The sequence below is a fragment of the Vibrio eleionomae genome (assembly GCF_009874545.1).
GTDB classification, from domain to species: domain Bacteria; phylum Pseudomonadota; class Gammaproteobacteria; order Enterobacterales; family Vibrionaceae; genus Vibrio; species Vibrio nitrifigilis.
On record NZ_WEKT01000024.1, the window covers coordinates 14,061 to 27,604 of the forward strand.

Annotated in this window: 13 protein-coding genes; 10 read left to right on the forward strand and 3 right to left on the reverse strand. The window is 43.2% G+C overall.

The annotated features are described in order from the left end of the window. The first annotated feature begins 106 nt into the window (after positions 1-106). The 3 genes from rbsK to F9817_RS13270 all read left to right on the forward strand — a co-directional run bounded on the left by rbsK (position 107) and on the right by F9817_RS13270 (position 3,406). Positions 107-1,063 carry a ribokinase gene (gene rbsK, locus F9817_RS13260; RefSeq protein ID WP_237476252.1) on the forward strand — a complete coding sequence of 319 codons (957 nt, stop codon included), beginning with the start codon at positions 107-109 and terminating at the stop codon, positions 1,061-1,063. A gap of 16 nt (positions 1,064-1,079) precedes the next feature. Then, positions 1,080-2,012 (forward strand): dihydrodipicolinate synthase family protein, encoded by a 933-nt coding sequence (locus F9817_RS13265; protein ID WP_161156297.1) that lies wholly within the window; start codon positions 1,080-1,082, stop codon positions 2,010-2,012. An 83-nt stretch (positions 2,013-2,095) separates the two neighbouring features. After that, positions 2,096-3,406 (forward strand): MFS transporter, encoded by a 1,311-nt coding sequence (locus tag F9817_RS13270; RefSeq protein ID WP_161156299.1) that lies wholly within the window; start codon positions 2,096-2,098, stop codon positions 3,404-3,406. Between the two features lie 390 nt (positions 3,407-3,796). On the opposite strand, the gene F9817_RS13275 is transcribed toward F9817_RS13270, so the two are convergent. Continuing rightward, a complete protein-coding gene (locus tag F9817_RS13275) occupies positions 3,797-4,183 on the reverse strand; it encodes a thiol-disulfide oxidoreductase DCC family protein (RefSeq protein WP_161156301.1) in 387 nt (128 codons plus the stop codon). A gap of 201 nt (positions 4,184-4,384) precedes the next feature. Here F9817_RS13275 and mtgA point away from each other — a divergent pair, with 201 nt between their 5' ends. After that, positions 4,385-5,062 carry a monofunctional biosynthetic peptidoglycan transglycosylase gene (mtgA, locus tag F9817_RS13280; RefSeq protein WP_329604826.1) on the forward strand — a complete coding sequence of 226 codons (678 nt, stop codon included), beginning with the start codon at positions 4,385-4,387 and terminating at the stop codon, positions 5,060-5,062. A 90-nt stretch (positions 5,063-5,152) separates the two neighbouring features. On the opposite strand, the gene F9817_RS13285 is transcribed toward mtgA, so the two are convergent. Beyond that, entirely contained in the window at positions 5,153-5,797 is a 645-nt protein-coding gene (locus F9817_RS13285; RefSeq protein WP_161156306.1) for a DUF2628 domain-containing protein, read from the reverse strand. A gap of 391 nt (positions 5,798-6,188) precedes the next feature. Here F9817_RS13285 and F9817_RS13290 point away from each other — a divergent pair, with 391 nt between their 5' ends. From F9817_RS13290 to F9817_RS13305, 4 genes are all read left to right on the forward strand, one after another. Next, on the forward strand, positions 6,189-6,746 hold the full coding sequence (locus F9817_RS13290) for a sugar O-acetyltransferase (protein WP_161156383.1): 558 nt from the start codon (positions 6,189-6,191) through the stop codon (positions 6,744-6,746). A 107-nt stretch (positions 6,747-6,853) separates the two neighbouring features. Then, positions 6,854-7,888 carry a sensor histidine kinase gene (locus F9817_RS13295; RefSeq protein ID WP_237476253.1) on the forward strand — a complete coding sequence of 345 codons (1,035 nt, stop codon included), beginning with the start codon at positions 6,854-6,856 and terminating at the stop codon, positions 7,886-7,888. A 2-nt stretch (positions 7,889-7,890) separates the two neighbouring features. After that, complete coding sequence (locus F9817_RS13300; RefSeq protein WP_161156307.1) at positions 7,891-8,571, forward strand: response regulator; 681 nt, start codon at positions 7,891-7,893, stop codon at positions 8,569-8,571. Positions 8,572-8,638: 67 nt separating this feature from the next. Next, positions 8,639-10,120: a TrkH family potassium uptake protein gene (locus F9817_RS13305; protein ID WP_161156309.1), complete on the forward strand. Its 1,482-nt coding sequence runs from the start codon at positions 8,639-8,641 to the stop codon at positions 10,118-10,120. Between the two features lie 86 nt (positions 10,121-10,206). On the opposite strand, the gene F9817_RS13310 is transcribed toward F9817_RS13305, so the two are convergent. Beyond that, a complete protein-coding gene (locus F9817_RS13310) occupies positions 10,207-11,406 on the reverse strand; it encodes a CobW family GTP-binding protein (protein ID WP_161156311.1) in 1,200 nt (399 codons plus the stop codon). A 250-nt stretch (positions 11,407-11,656) separates the two neighbouring features. Between F9817_RS13310 and F9817_RS13315 the strand changes: the two genes are divergently transcribed. Further along, a complete protein-coding gene (locus F9817_RS13315) occupies positions 11,657-12,097 on the forward strand; it encodes a hypothetical protein (protein WP_161156313.1) in 441 nt (146 codons plus the stop codon). A gap of 68 nt (positions 12,098-12,165) precedes the next feature. Continuing rightward, a complete protein-coding gene (locus F9817_RS13320; protein WP_161156315.1) occupies positions 12,166-13,539 on the forward strand; it encodes a TolC family protein in 1,374 nt (457 codons plus the stop codon). Positions 13,540-13,544: the final 5 nt, after the last annotated feature.

Below are 13,544 nucleotides of genomic sequence, written 5' to 3' on the forward strand. Positions count from 1 at the left end.
ACGTAAGAAGATGCAAAGTGAAATAATCAATAACTTCAGTAATGAAATTGACAGCATATTTAAATCCAGTGATAAATTGAAATTTAGTAATAAGAAAGGATTAACTATGGCAGGAAAAGTCTGCGTAATGGGATCTTTTAATGTAGATATTGTCGCGAAAGTCGAACGTTTTCCGAATAAGGGTGAAACGTTGAAATCCATCGACAGTATTTTAGGTCCAGGAGGTAAAGGGGCAAACCAGGCGTTAGCTGCCAGTAAAGCGGGCGCCCAAGTGCATTTTGTTTCTAAGGTCGGCAAAGATCAATTCAGTGATTTTGCCTTTAAGCACCTAGAAAATTCAGGCATTTTTTCGTTCACTCTTTATCAATCAGACACCCAATCAACCGGTAATGCGCTTATTTATGTTTCGCAAAGTGATGGCGAAAACATGATTGCGATTAATCCTGGTGCAAATCAAACAATTAGCAATGAGGAAGTGTCTGCTATTGAAGAAGAACTCACTAAATCAGATATCTTGATTGTGCAACTGGAAAATAACATTGATGCCACCGTCAATTGTCTGAAAATGGCGAATAAAAACGACATTCTTACCATCTTAAATCCAGCACCATATTCAAAAGATATCGCTCAATGTATGCCTTACGTGGATGTGATTACACCGAATGAAACCGAAGCGTATGAATTATCCGGAGTGCTAATTACCGATATCGATAGTGCTATTGAAGCGTCGAAAGTCATTCTGAATATGGGGGTGAATAAAGTGGTTATTACCCTTGGCGCTAAAGGTGTACTGGTGAATGATAACGGCAATACCACTCATGTTCCTGCTTACAATGCGGTGTGTGTTGACACCACAGGAGCTGGTGATGCGTTTAATGGCGCATTTGCTGCGGCACTGTCACAAAACTATTCCGTAATTAATGCGGCCAATTTTGCTGCTGCGTTTGCTTCTCTTGCTGTTGAGCTAGAAGGGGCGTCAGCTATGCCAGACAAAGAACAAGTCAGTATGCGTTTGACGAGCCAAACACCGTCATTTTCTCCTGCTGCTGCTTACTCACTTTAAATCTAATGAGGTGCTTATGAAAAGTATCGAAGGCATTATCCCTGTAATGCTTACTCCTTTTAATCATGATGGAAGCGTCGATTATTCATCATTGGAACATTTAGTTGATTGGTATTTAGACAAGGGTGTAGATGGTCTATTTGCTGTTTGCCAGTCAAGCGAGATGCAGTATCTAACTCTGCAAGAAAGGATCGATATTACCAAGTGTGTGGTGAATAAAGTTAACGGGAAAATCCCGGTGATGACCTCTGGCCATATTAGCGATGATTTAGAGACACAAATTAACGAACTGCAAGCCATGGCCGAATGTGGTGCCGATGTGTTGGTTTTAGTCACTAACCATCTCGACCCAGAAAATAAAGGCACTGATACCTTTATGAGTCACTTAAATGCCATTCTTGAAAAATTGCCTAGTGATTTACCGCTTGGCCTGTATGAATGTCCTGCGCCATACCGTCGTTTATTGACCGATGAAGAGTTGACCTATTGTGCTGAAAGTGGCCGATTCGTCGCGCTTAAAGATGTGAGCTGTGATTTAGCAACAGTCACTAAACGCGTGCAGTTAGTGAAAGATACTCCACTAAATATTGTGAATGCGAATGCGGCAATCGCTTATCCGGCGATGCAAGCGGGCTCGAAAGGGTTCTGCGGCGTGTTTACGAACTTCCATCCCGATCTGTATCGCTGGATATATCATGACGCGAATAAAGATCTTGCGCTGGCGGATGAGTTATCCGTCTTTCTTTCAATGAGTGCGGTGGTTGAAAACCTTGGTTATCCAAAAAATGCGAAAGAATATCACTTGATGAATAAGCTACCGACGTTTAATAGTAATTATTGTCGCGTTATTAAAGATGATGTTATTGAGAAGTTTTGGGCGCTTGATGTGTTATTAAAACAGATAAAACAAGGCTCAGATATTTACAATAATAAAATCAAAGAAATCTAATAAAAATAATATAACTCAAGGTGCCCAATATATATGGGCATCTTTACCCTACAAATATATTAACCTCTAAAATAGGTAATATTATGAAAGATACGACATCATTGCCTTTAGGAAAGGTAGGTATTACTACACCTGTTCAAACTAAAACAAATACCATCAGCAATTACCGTTGGGGAATTGTGATACTAATTTTGGTCGCGGCAATTATTAATTATTTTGACCGGGCTAATTTGAGTATTGCTAATACCACTATCGCCAAAGAATTTGGTTTGAGCTCGACTGAAATGGGGTTGCTACTATCAGCATTTTTATGGCCTTATGCACTCGCTAACTTGCCAGCCGGGTGGCTAGTGGATAGGTTTGGACCGAAAAAAATCTTTTCCTATGGTTTAACTTTATGGTCAGCAGTGACCGTCATCGCCGGTTTTACCAGTGGCTTTGGTATGTTATACGCCACGCGTGTACTGTTGGGCGTGGCAGAGTCTCCCTTCTTTACCACTGGGATTAAAGTGACCGACATGTGGTTCTCCGATAAAGAAAGAGGCTTTCCTACATCGATCATTAATACTGGTTCGCAAATTGCTAATGCCGTTGCGCCACCGCTATTAACTGTGTTGCTACTGACGTTAGGTTGGCGTGGAATGTTTGTAGCCATTGGTTTAATGAGCATCCCTGTAATTGTGGTATGGCTTAAGTATTTTCGTCATCCAACCACAAAAGAAATGGATGTGATTCATGCGGAAGATGATGCGCCCGCAGAGCCACAACATATGGAATCTGTAAAATGGGGTGATTTGTTCAAACAACGAAATACCTGGTTCATGATTATTGGCAACTTTTCTATTATGTTTACCATCTGGGTATATCTTACTTGGCTGCCTAGTTATTTAGAAAACAGCATGGGATTGTCTGTTCAAGAAACAGGGTGGGTTGCTGCGCTGCCATTTTTATGCGGTATTTTAGGTGTGCTTTGTGGTGGGTCGATTTCAGATTATCTTGTGCGTAAAGGGGTGAAAGCGGTAACTGCCCGTAAAGTGCCGATTGTTGCAGGTGCTGCCTTTGCCGCTTGCTCTGTTGCACCGATTGCGTTTGTACATAATTACACATTGAGTATTGCACTATTATCTCTGGGGTATTTTTTCTCTCAGTTACCGCAAGGTGCCATCTGGACATTGGCTTCTGATATTGCGCCACGTAGCCAAGTTTCATCGTTAGGCGCCATCCAAAACTTTGGTGGTTTCCTTGGTGCAGCTTGCGCTCCGATAGTAGCAGGAATGGTTCTTGATGCGACCGGTAATTTTACTGATGTATTTATTCTAGGGGCTTGTTTATTGATGATTGGCGCGATCAGTTATGCCTTTTTTGTTCGCCCAACATCGGAAAAACACGCTTAGAAACTTGCCATTTATCGAGTAGGGTGCGGAGAAACCAGCGAAGCAATTCGCTGGTTTTTTCGTTTGACGATACAGTAAGCGGCGAACAGGCTCGCTCCCCTAGGGAAGACTGGGGAAGGGGCTTACAGTAAATCCGTGGCTGAGGAGGTTACGGTGTGGATGTTTGTTGTTAACTTACTGATTCTGAGATTTATTTTTCTGAGAGATCGCTGAAGTAACCCCCTCTAAATCCCCCTGAAAGGGTGAGAACCAGATCGAGATCGCGATGAGTTTTGCTGGTCGTTGATGCAACGGTGTTCGTTGATGTTACAGCAAGTTATGAACAGGCTCCCTCCCTTTGTACATCCTACAAATCCCCCTAGAAAGGAAAGAATCATATTGAACACGCTGTTATTTCATGCACTGATTGTTGCTGCAACGAGACTTACCCGTGAGCCAATAAGAGAATTTATAGCGATTACGGGCAAATAGGAGGTAGCCTATATCTGCGATGGGTTTGATGATTGGCCAGCGTAGCGGGGCATACAGCCATCCTTTGCCCGCTAATTTCCAAGCTTGATAGGTGGCATCCAGTCCTAAATAGAGCTGCTGATTATTATCCAGTGCATGGAGAATATTGTTGGCTTTCTCTGCATCAATCATGGGGTATTGCACAAATTCATCACTATATATATCGACGATTTTTATCTGTTTTTTGCTATCGTGTTGAGTCAGCGCGGTCATTTCTTTTACACACAACGGACATGTTCCGTCAAAAAATAGCGTTAATTTAACCATATACCACTCGTAATTTGTAAACTTACTGGTTTTACGCAACAAACCATTATTCGATCAAAACAACTAAACAAGATATTGATTTAGATATTCATAATAGCAAAAGCCATAGAGTTGATTTGTCAGCAGGCTCTCTCTACATTAATGGCAGTGGATAAAAAAGGAAGTGGTGTGAAAGCTTTTATCAGACGGGTTCGACGTCGTATTAAACGTGTGTTTATTACTGCCATCGCGGTGCTACTTGGTATGCCTATCGTGTTGGTGATATTGCTTAAATTTGTTAACCCACCATTTTGGATGTGGGAAGTACACCGTACTTTGTTTCCGCCGCAAGGGTATCCGGCACACGCCAAACATCAGTGGATACCTCTGGATAAAATGTCTCCTTCATTACCTTTAGCCATGATGGCCTCTGAAGATCAGCGTTTTCCATTTCATTGGGGTATCGATGTTGATGCGTTAGTGTCGGTAATTGAAGAAAGTGGCGATGGTGGTCCCGATCGTGGCGCGAGTACGATTACACAACAAACCGCTAAAAACGTGTTTTTGTTTCCCAGCCATACCTATATTCGTAAAGCGTATGAGCTTTATATTGCTTTGTTACTTGAGCTTATTTGGGGCAAGCAGCGCATTATGGAAATGTATTTAAATGTGGTGGAATATGGCCCGGGTATTTACGGTGTGCAAGCCGCATGTGAGCACTATTTTGGTCTTTCAGCCAGTCAGGTAACGCGTCGTAAAGCCGCGCAATTGGCGGTGGTGTTGCCGAATCCATATAAAATTCACCCAACACCAATGACTGAGTATGTACAAGAGCGCGTTCATTGGGTGTTAGGCCAGATGCGCCACTTAGATACGCAAGATTATCGACGCCTTGAGTGATGAGTTAATTGATTTGGTAATCGCCAATTTATACAAAAACGCCCGTATTAATCGTTAATGCGGGCGTTGTTTTGGGATGCAGGGAAAACGCTATTCTAAATTATCTAATGCATTGCAAAGTGCTGGTTTTCCGATATAAGACAGTTCGTCATCAGTGACATAAAGCACCTTGCCACTGCAGTTCAATTTAGCAGGGAAAAAATCGGAGCTCGCCGCGTTACTATAATACTCATGAGTAGTAATAAAGGCTCCGATACCAACGTTGATGATAAATGCTCCAACGGCTAAGGTGATCATCAACGCCTTATGGTGACACCACATAGGAAATTTAGGCCACATCACTTCACCATGAGTGTGTTTGCGATACACATCGAAGTTAACATACAGCGCAGCGATAACTGATGATGTCGCGCTAAATACAATACTAGGGATAGTAATGATGGCGAGGTGCTCTATGGTAATAAGAATAGAGCTCCAGATAAAAGAAATGGCTAAGATTAGGCATGCTTTTAGTGGCATTCGATGATAAAAATAGTACAGTGGCCCTAGGAAAAATCCCCAATAATTCATTGAGATAAGTGAGCGTTCTCGAAATTTTAGTTGGCGAAACTCATTGCTACTCACAATTTCTGAGCGTGTTTTATTACTCGCATCTAGTTGCTCAAATAGTTCAAAGCGCCTTTGCCATTTCTTTGATAGTGGTTTCTTATTCGGAATCGTTATTTCTGACGTCATTTGTTTCTCTTTAATGTTGTGATGCGCAGACTGATATGCGCGTGCTAGCCAAGTGTGGTTTACAACACCGATACTTTTAATTAAGCCATGCATCTTTCATTGGTGTTTATTCGTAAGCGTACGCATTGTAGCGTTAGTAAAGAGAATATTGGGTATTGGTTAGGGGGAAATGTCGTTACCTCTCGGCAGAGATCACATTCGTGATTTAATTGGGCAATGTATAGTTACTTCTATCATCTCTACATTGAGGGCGTCTTTTCATCCCATATCCGGTTATACTAGACCGTTTTAGGCTTTGAATGCAGCCATTGTGTTTTACAAGGAATTTATGGTGTCTTATCCGTCTTTTATTGAAATCTTGCAATCTGGTGATGAGAAGCAGTGGCGCGCGATGTGTGCGGGCGAGTTGTATCTTTCAGATGAACAGACCTTAGTTGAATTACGTGCTAGAGCGGAAGATTTGTTGGATGATTACAACCAATTAAGGCATAGAGAAAGAGCGGAGCGTAAGGATATTTTACGTACCCTGTTTGGTGGCTGTGGTGAAAAGCTGTTGGTTCGTAGTCCGTTTATGTGTGATTACGGCGCGAATATTCATGTTGGGGAAAACTTTTATATGAACACTGGCGGAGTGATCCTCGATTGTGCAAAAGTCACGATTGGTGACAACTGCTTAATTGGTCCTCAAGTTGGTATTTATACTGCGGGACATCCGCTTGATTTGGCAGAGCGTGAAGTGTACGAATTTGCCAAACCGATAACCATTGGTGACGATTGTTGGATTGGAGGGCATGCCACCATTAATCCGGGTGTCACATTAGGCAATAATGTGGTGGTGGCATCGGGCAGTGTGGTGACAAAAAGCTTTCCAGATAACGTGGTGATAGCGGGTAATCCAGCCAAAATATTAAGGCATTTAGAACAACCTCATCAATACCAGAAGCCGTAACCAATGATACATACGGGTTATCGTTCTCGTGAAAATGATTTTTTACGCTTTTTTTACGCGCGGTATAAAAAGGCTTTTGATAGAGTTCACAGCACTGGTTAAGACAGATGGCAACAACAATGACATTAAAAGAGAGTACAAAGCAGATACTGTTAACGGTGTCTGTGATGTTGGGTGCTCTTGCTAGCAGTTATGGTGTGTATTTGTTGCTTGGGTCGACCATTGCAGTGTTACTGCTTTTGCAGTTAGCGGTAATGGTGATTGCGTTTCAAGCAAATGCAAAATTCGCTTATATCGCTGCAGTGGTGGAGGCTGTGTGCTTTAATTTTTTGTTTACCACGCCACAATACTCCCTGGTTATGTGGCGATTAGATGACACAATAAATGTGATTGTGTTCGTTTTGGTGGCCGTGATTACCACCCAGATGGCTGATCATTACAAGCGCCAACAAGATGCATTAAAGCAGGCGGAATTGCGCAATCGCATTTTATTGTCAGTCTCTCACGACTTGCGCACACCTTTAGCCACTATCATTGGCACGTTGAGCACATTGAAAGAGTACTCCCCACTCCTTTCTCGCATGGAAACAACAGAGCTGATTGATAGTGCTACCCAAGAAAGCCATCGTCTTCACCAGTACATCGAAAACCTTTTGCAAGCCACTAAGTTGCAGCATGGCGCGTTAATCATAAATAAAGCTGAAGAGTCTATCGTTCAGGTGATCAACCAAGTGGTGGCGCGTTTAGGTGAGCGTCAATCGCGAGTCGTGGTTCAAGTCGAATCTCATTTACCCACAGTAATGGTAAGTGCCAGCCTGATTGCTCAGGCTCTTTATAATGTGGTGGATAATGCTTTGCGTTATTCACCTATATCGTCACAGGTGTCTATTCATGCTTTCCAGAAAGGGGAGCATATTTGGGTGGATGTTAAAGATGAGGGCGCTGGTGTCTCATCTGAGCAGGCCCAGCAGATATTTGAACTGTTTTATTCTGATGCAGGATTAAAACATAACGACAGCGGATCGGGGCTGGGCCTTGCTGTTGCAAAAGGATTGATTACCGCTCATGACGGGCAAATCGAGGCAATGCCTGATAAAACAGGCAGCCTCTTTCGTATTCAATTGCCCTTAGGAGTGAATTAAGCGTGGCTTATACAGTATTAGTGGTGGATGACGAGCCGCAAATTCACACCTTTATCCGTATTTCGTTAATGGCGGAAGGTTTTGAATATATTGGCGCAGGATCGATAGGCGAAGCGTTAGAGCGCTTTCAAAGCCTAGAGCCTGATGTTGTGGTGCTCGATCTCGGATTACCGGATGGGGATGGTATGCGCTTTTTGCAGCAAGTTCGCCAAACCAGTCGTGTACCGGCATTGATCTTAACGGCTCGTGATGAAGAAGATGAAAAAATTCGGTTACTTGAAGCTGGAGCGAATGACTATTTAAGCAAGCCTTTTGGTGTGCGTGAGCTGATTGTGCGAATTAAAGTGTTAGTGCGTGATTTAGTGGAAGATGGCGCCTTGAGTGATGTGGTGCATTGTGGCCGAATTCGTTTACAGCAAAGTACGCATGAAGCCTGGCTTGATGATGATATTTTAGCGCTGACGAATAAAGAGTTCGCTTTTATGTTGATTCTCGCCATGCATCAAAACAAGCTGGTGAAGCAGACCGATTTGCTGGAACAAATCTGGGGAGAAACTCACCGCGAAGATACGCATTACTTACGTATTTTGGTGAGCCAATTGCGGCGTAAATTAAACGATAGTGTGGATGAACAAGCGTTGCTAAAAACGGAAACCGGCCTTGGCTATCGTTTGTTAAATTAACCTGTTTTTCGCTAATGATTCACTATTGCCAACGCGTTCTTTCTCGCCATCAATAGATTGAAATACCATGAATATTCAAACCTTTTTCCGTACTCATACTCGGGTGAGTACTGTACTTCATTTATGCAGCTTTTTAATCATCATTTACAGTTTAACCATGCTGGTACCAATGGTAGTGGCGTGGCTATTTCGCGATGGTTATATCACCCCATTTTTTAATACCTTTGTGGTTTCCATGTTGATTGGGGTGATGGGTTGGAAGCTCACCAATAACAGCGAAGATAAATACCTCCAAAAACGTGATGGTTTTATGGTGGCTTGTCTGTTTTGGCTGATTTTCTCCATTATGAGTGCCATGCCTTTTTATCTCGATCAACGTTTGGATTTATCATTTACGGATGCCATGTTTGAAGGGGTTTCTGGCATTACCACTACAGGTGCCTCGGTTCTATCCAACATTGATACTTTGCCCAAGTCGATTCTTTTTTACCGAGCGCAACTTAACTTCCTTGGTGGGTTAGGGATCATTGTATTGGCGGTGGCCATCATGCCATTTCTCGGTATTGGTGGCGCACGTATTTACCAATCAGAAATGCCCGGCCCAATGAAAGAAGAGAAATTGACACCGCGCCTAGCCGATACCGCGCGTAGCATGTGGGGCTTGTATTCTTTATTGGCATTAGTGACCACCGTAGCGTATTACTTGGCGGGAATGAACTGGTTTGATGCCATTTGCCACAGTTTATCTACGGTGTCTTTGGGCGGTTTTTCGACCCATGGTGCCAGTATTGGCTATTATCACAGCTCCGCAATTGAATTGGTTGGCGGTGTGTTTTCGATCCTCGCTGCAGTGAACTTTTCACTGTATTACATCGCTATTATTCAGCGCAGTTTAAAGCCAATTTATCGCAATGCCGAATTTCAATTTATGATGCTCATTATGGCAATTGTCGTAGTGGTCTCGTGGCTGGAACTGGTGCGAACCCATACCTTTGGTGCGGGAGATGCGTTTATTCATGGCTTTTTCCAAGCGGTCTCTGTCATGACTGATAACGGGCTAGGTACGGCAGATTTCCCTAATTGGCCTGATGCGGTTGTTTTACTGATGTTAGGTGCCAGTTTCTTTGGCGGTTGTTTCGGCTCGACCTGTGGCGGGATTAAAGCGATGCGCTTTTTATTGCTTTATAAACAAGGGCGTAGTGAAATTAATCAGCTTGTTCGACCTAATGCCATTATTACCACCAAAGTCGCCGGTGAAAAAGTGAATGATCGGGTGATGCGATCGATTTGGGGCCTGTTCTTTTTATGGATTTTCTTTACCTGCTTTTTTATTTGGGGGCTGGTGGCAATTGGCCATGATTTTAAAACCGCGTACGGCACCGTTGCTGCTTGCATTAATAATATGGGGCTTGGCTGGGGTGAAACGGCAGCAGGCTTTGAACCCCTCAAAGATCCAGCGAAATGGCTAATGTGTTTAGCGATGATTTTTGGCCGATTAGAGATCTTCCCCGTACTGATTGTGTTTTCAAAATCGTTTTGGCGTTACTAAGCAGCAAATAAATAAGGTCGTTTGAATAGACAACACCGAGCAATAGTGCTCGGTGTTGTGTTTTTGGTGCAGGGCTTAATAATGCGTTAACCCTTGCGCTTGGTAACGGTTTTTGGCCAAGGGTCAGGAAATTGAGCGCCCGCTTGCCAGTCGGTGATTTCATCTTCTGTAAGAAAACAGCGTTTTAACGCTTGAGTAAAATCATCGACTTGAGAGCGATCACCAATCACGGTTAATCGGCAACGGCGGTCACCGAATCGGCCTGATTCCTGAGCAACTTTCTCGCGCAATAATGCCACCTCATTTTCAGTTAAACCATTATTCGGATCTTCAACAATCCCAGCTCGCCAATAGCTAATAAATTCTAAGCTGATACTGCCTGCCGCTTGGTTCCACAGTAGGGCTAAATCATCGCGAGTCGGTAACCAAAAGAAGCCTTTACTGCGGTAAATTTCTTGGCCTAGAAACTGCTGACAAGTTTCCCATAATCGCTGCGGATGGAAAGGGCGGTCATCTTCAATTACCCGAGTTTCCATATTGTATGGTCGAGCACTTTCTGGCTCTGTCGCAATTTCTGGTTCCAGTTCGGTAATCAACTGTTCCACACGATGAAAGTCGTAATCCGGCAGTGAAAATAGTTCTTCTAAAGCAAAATTCCCCCATTGCATGGACAGAATTGCAACGTACGGATTTAAAGGGTGAATCGACTGTGCAATTTGTGACAACTTGTCATTGTTGATGCGGTCGGTTTTGGTCAGCAATAGGTGGCTACAGAACATAATTTGTTCTGCCAGCAAGTTGACCGTGTTGCGTACTCCCGCTTGCAAATTGTGCTGCAGTCGCGGGATCAGTAAAGAACCAGACTGATAATCTTGGTCGAGCATCAAGCTATCCGCTAGCGTTAACACACCTTTCAGCGCAACCCGTTGGGTTTGGGTACGCAGATACTTCACTAAAGGCAGTGGATGGCTACTGCCCGAGGTTTCTATCACAATCAAGTCTGGGGTTTTATTAGCTAGCAGATCGGTGATGGCTTGATCGAGCTTTTTGATCCCCGTCGGGCTACTTAAACTATCTGCTGCGACAGTCACAAAGTTATGCTGTTCTTTGCCTACTATATCCGTGTTGGCGACGAGTACACCATCAACATCTAATTCACTCATGTCGTTAACAATCACGCTGACTGCGCGGTTTTGTTCATGTGATTGAACCAGTAGGTTTCTGAGCAAGGTGGTTTTACCTGAACCAAGAAAGCCATTTAGGATAATAATAGGGACGGTGTTCATGGGCTTTATCCAGTGTTTATCGATGTGATTTGATAGGGGATCCTAAAGACTTTAGCGATATTTACAATAGCCACGGGATTGTCAGTGCAGCATTTTTGTTAGCGATGTAACGACCTTGAACCGTCTATGTAAAAATTGAGGTTAACAACAGTAAATAGAGAAGTAATTTATAATTATTTAGCATTTCCTTGTTGACAAGAATCGAATTTATCAACAAGAATAAATGCAATATTTCTAGGGATTTACTGAATTGTCATTTACGCTGAGTCACCGTATCGTCGTTATTCTTTGTACACTGTTCGCGCTTGCAACGGGTGGGCAGAGTATTGCGGCCGTGTTAGGCACGTATGATACAGCGACGCATTCGGCGATGGCATTTTCTTCCCACAATACAATATTAATGAGCAAGCCTGCTTCTGCGATGCATTCTCCTCGTATGAAAATGGCAACGGCATCTCATCATGACGCTTGTGCGAATCAATGTGCGGAGCAACATAAAGCAATGAGTGATCATTGTGATCACTCCATGTCACAACAGTGTGGTTCCAGCTCTTGCGGACACGTTGTTGGCGCGTTATTTGTCCATACTTTTTCAGTCATAGAACGTTTAACCACCCATGTTGCTAGTTTAACTGTGCATAAAGCGCAGCAAGGCTACCCCTCTTCATTATATCGACCTCCAATAGTTTAACCATCTCATATTACTTGTCTTTTTTGTCTTAAGCCTACTTAAGACGCAATATGTTATGGATTTATACAATGAGAAAATTCCGTCGATGGACACCTATCGTATTAGGTGTACTGTTCGCGATGCCTGTCGCTTACAGTATGGCTGCAGAGAGTACTGCTGCGTCCAAACAGCAGGCAATCTATCAATCAACCGAACAGTTAAATCGTTTGATTAATCAAGCGGTAAGCAGTGATTTTAAACGTGCAAGCATTGAGCATCAGTCGCAATCTATGCGAGAGCAAGGTATTGCTGATGCCACGTTACCTGATCCAAAAATTAAATTTGGTGCTTCAAATGTGCCGATTGACTCATGGGCATTGGATGATGAATCAATGACCAGTGTTGTGGTTGGAATTGGTCAACAATTCTCACGTGGCGATACGCTAAATTTAATGAAACAAAAGGCCAATCAACAAGCCGATGCGAGTGAATTAAGTGCTCAATTACGTTCGTTAGATATTGCTCGTAATGTTTGTCGTCTTTGGCTGCAATTGGGCTATCTCAATATTGCACTCGATAACTTAAATCAGCGTTTGTCTTTCCAACAGCAATTGGTAAAAAATAATGAAACCAATTATTCGTTAGGCAAAAAGGCGGCGCAAGATGTGCTTTCTGTTGAACTGCAAGTCACGCAAACTCAAGAAAGTATTGATGCCAATAAGCAGCTAAGAGCCCAAGTAGTCAGTCAGCTTTCCGAATGGTTTGGTGCTGAGTGGATGTCATCTAACGATCCTTCTCTCGCCTCCAATGTGGTGCAATGGCCGCGGTTACAACCGGTATTTGAGCATGTAAAACCCGGAGATAATCACGCGTTGTTTATGCAGCATCCATTAATCAAACAGGCTGAAAAGGCGATTGCTGTGCAAGAGACGGATGTGTCATTGCAACAGCAGCGCTACAAACCTCAGTTTGGTGTGGAAGTCTCTTATGGGCATCGTGATGGGAAGTTAATGGATGGTAGTAATGCTCCCGATGTGGCAAGTGCATTTGTGACCTTCGATGTCCCGATTTTTACCGATAACAAACAAGATCGTGCTGTGAATGCAGCCAAATATAAATTGGGCTCTGCAAAACTAGAACGGGATTTACTCTTGCAGCAAATTAATGCTCAGGTGAACCAACAACTGACGACTCTACAAGGGTTAGATCAACGCATTACTCGCTATCGAGATCAATTCATACCTCAATCGCATTCGCACCTGGCTGCGGTGACGAGAGCTTATGATTCCAGTACGGCCTCATTTAAAGATCTGGTCTCTGCCAATCTTGACCATCTGTCGCTAGAACTGAATTACCAAAAGCTTCTCACCGAACAGAACCAGACGAAAGCAAATTTAGCGTATTGGTTTGATGGGTTTTCGCCTGCTGCATTGGGCGATCACATCAATCACTATCAGTTTTAATTTTT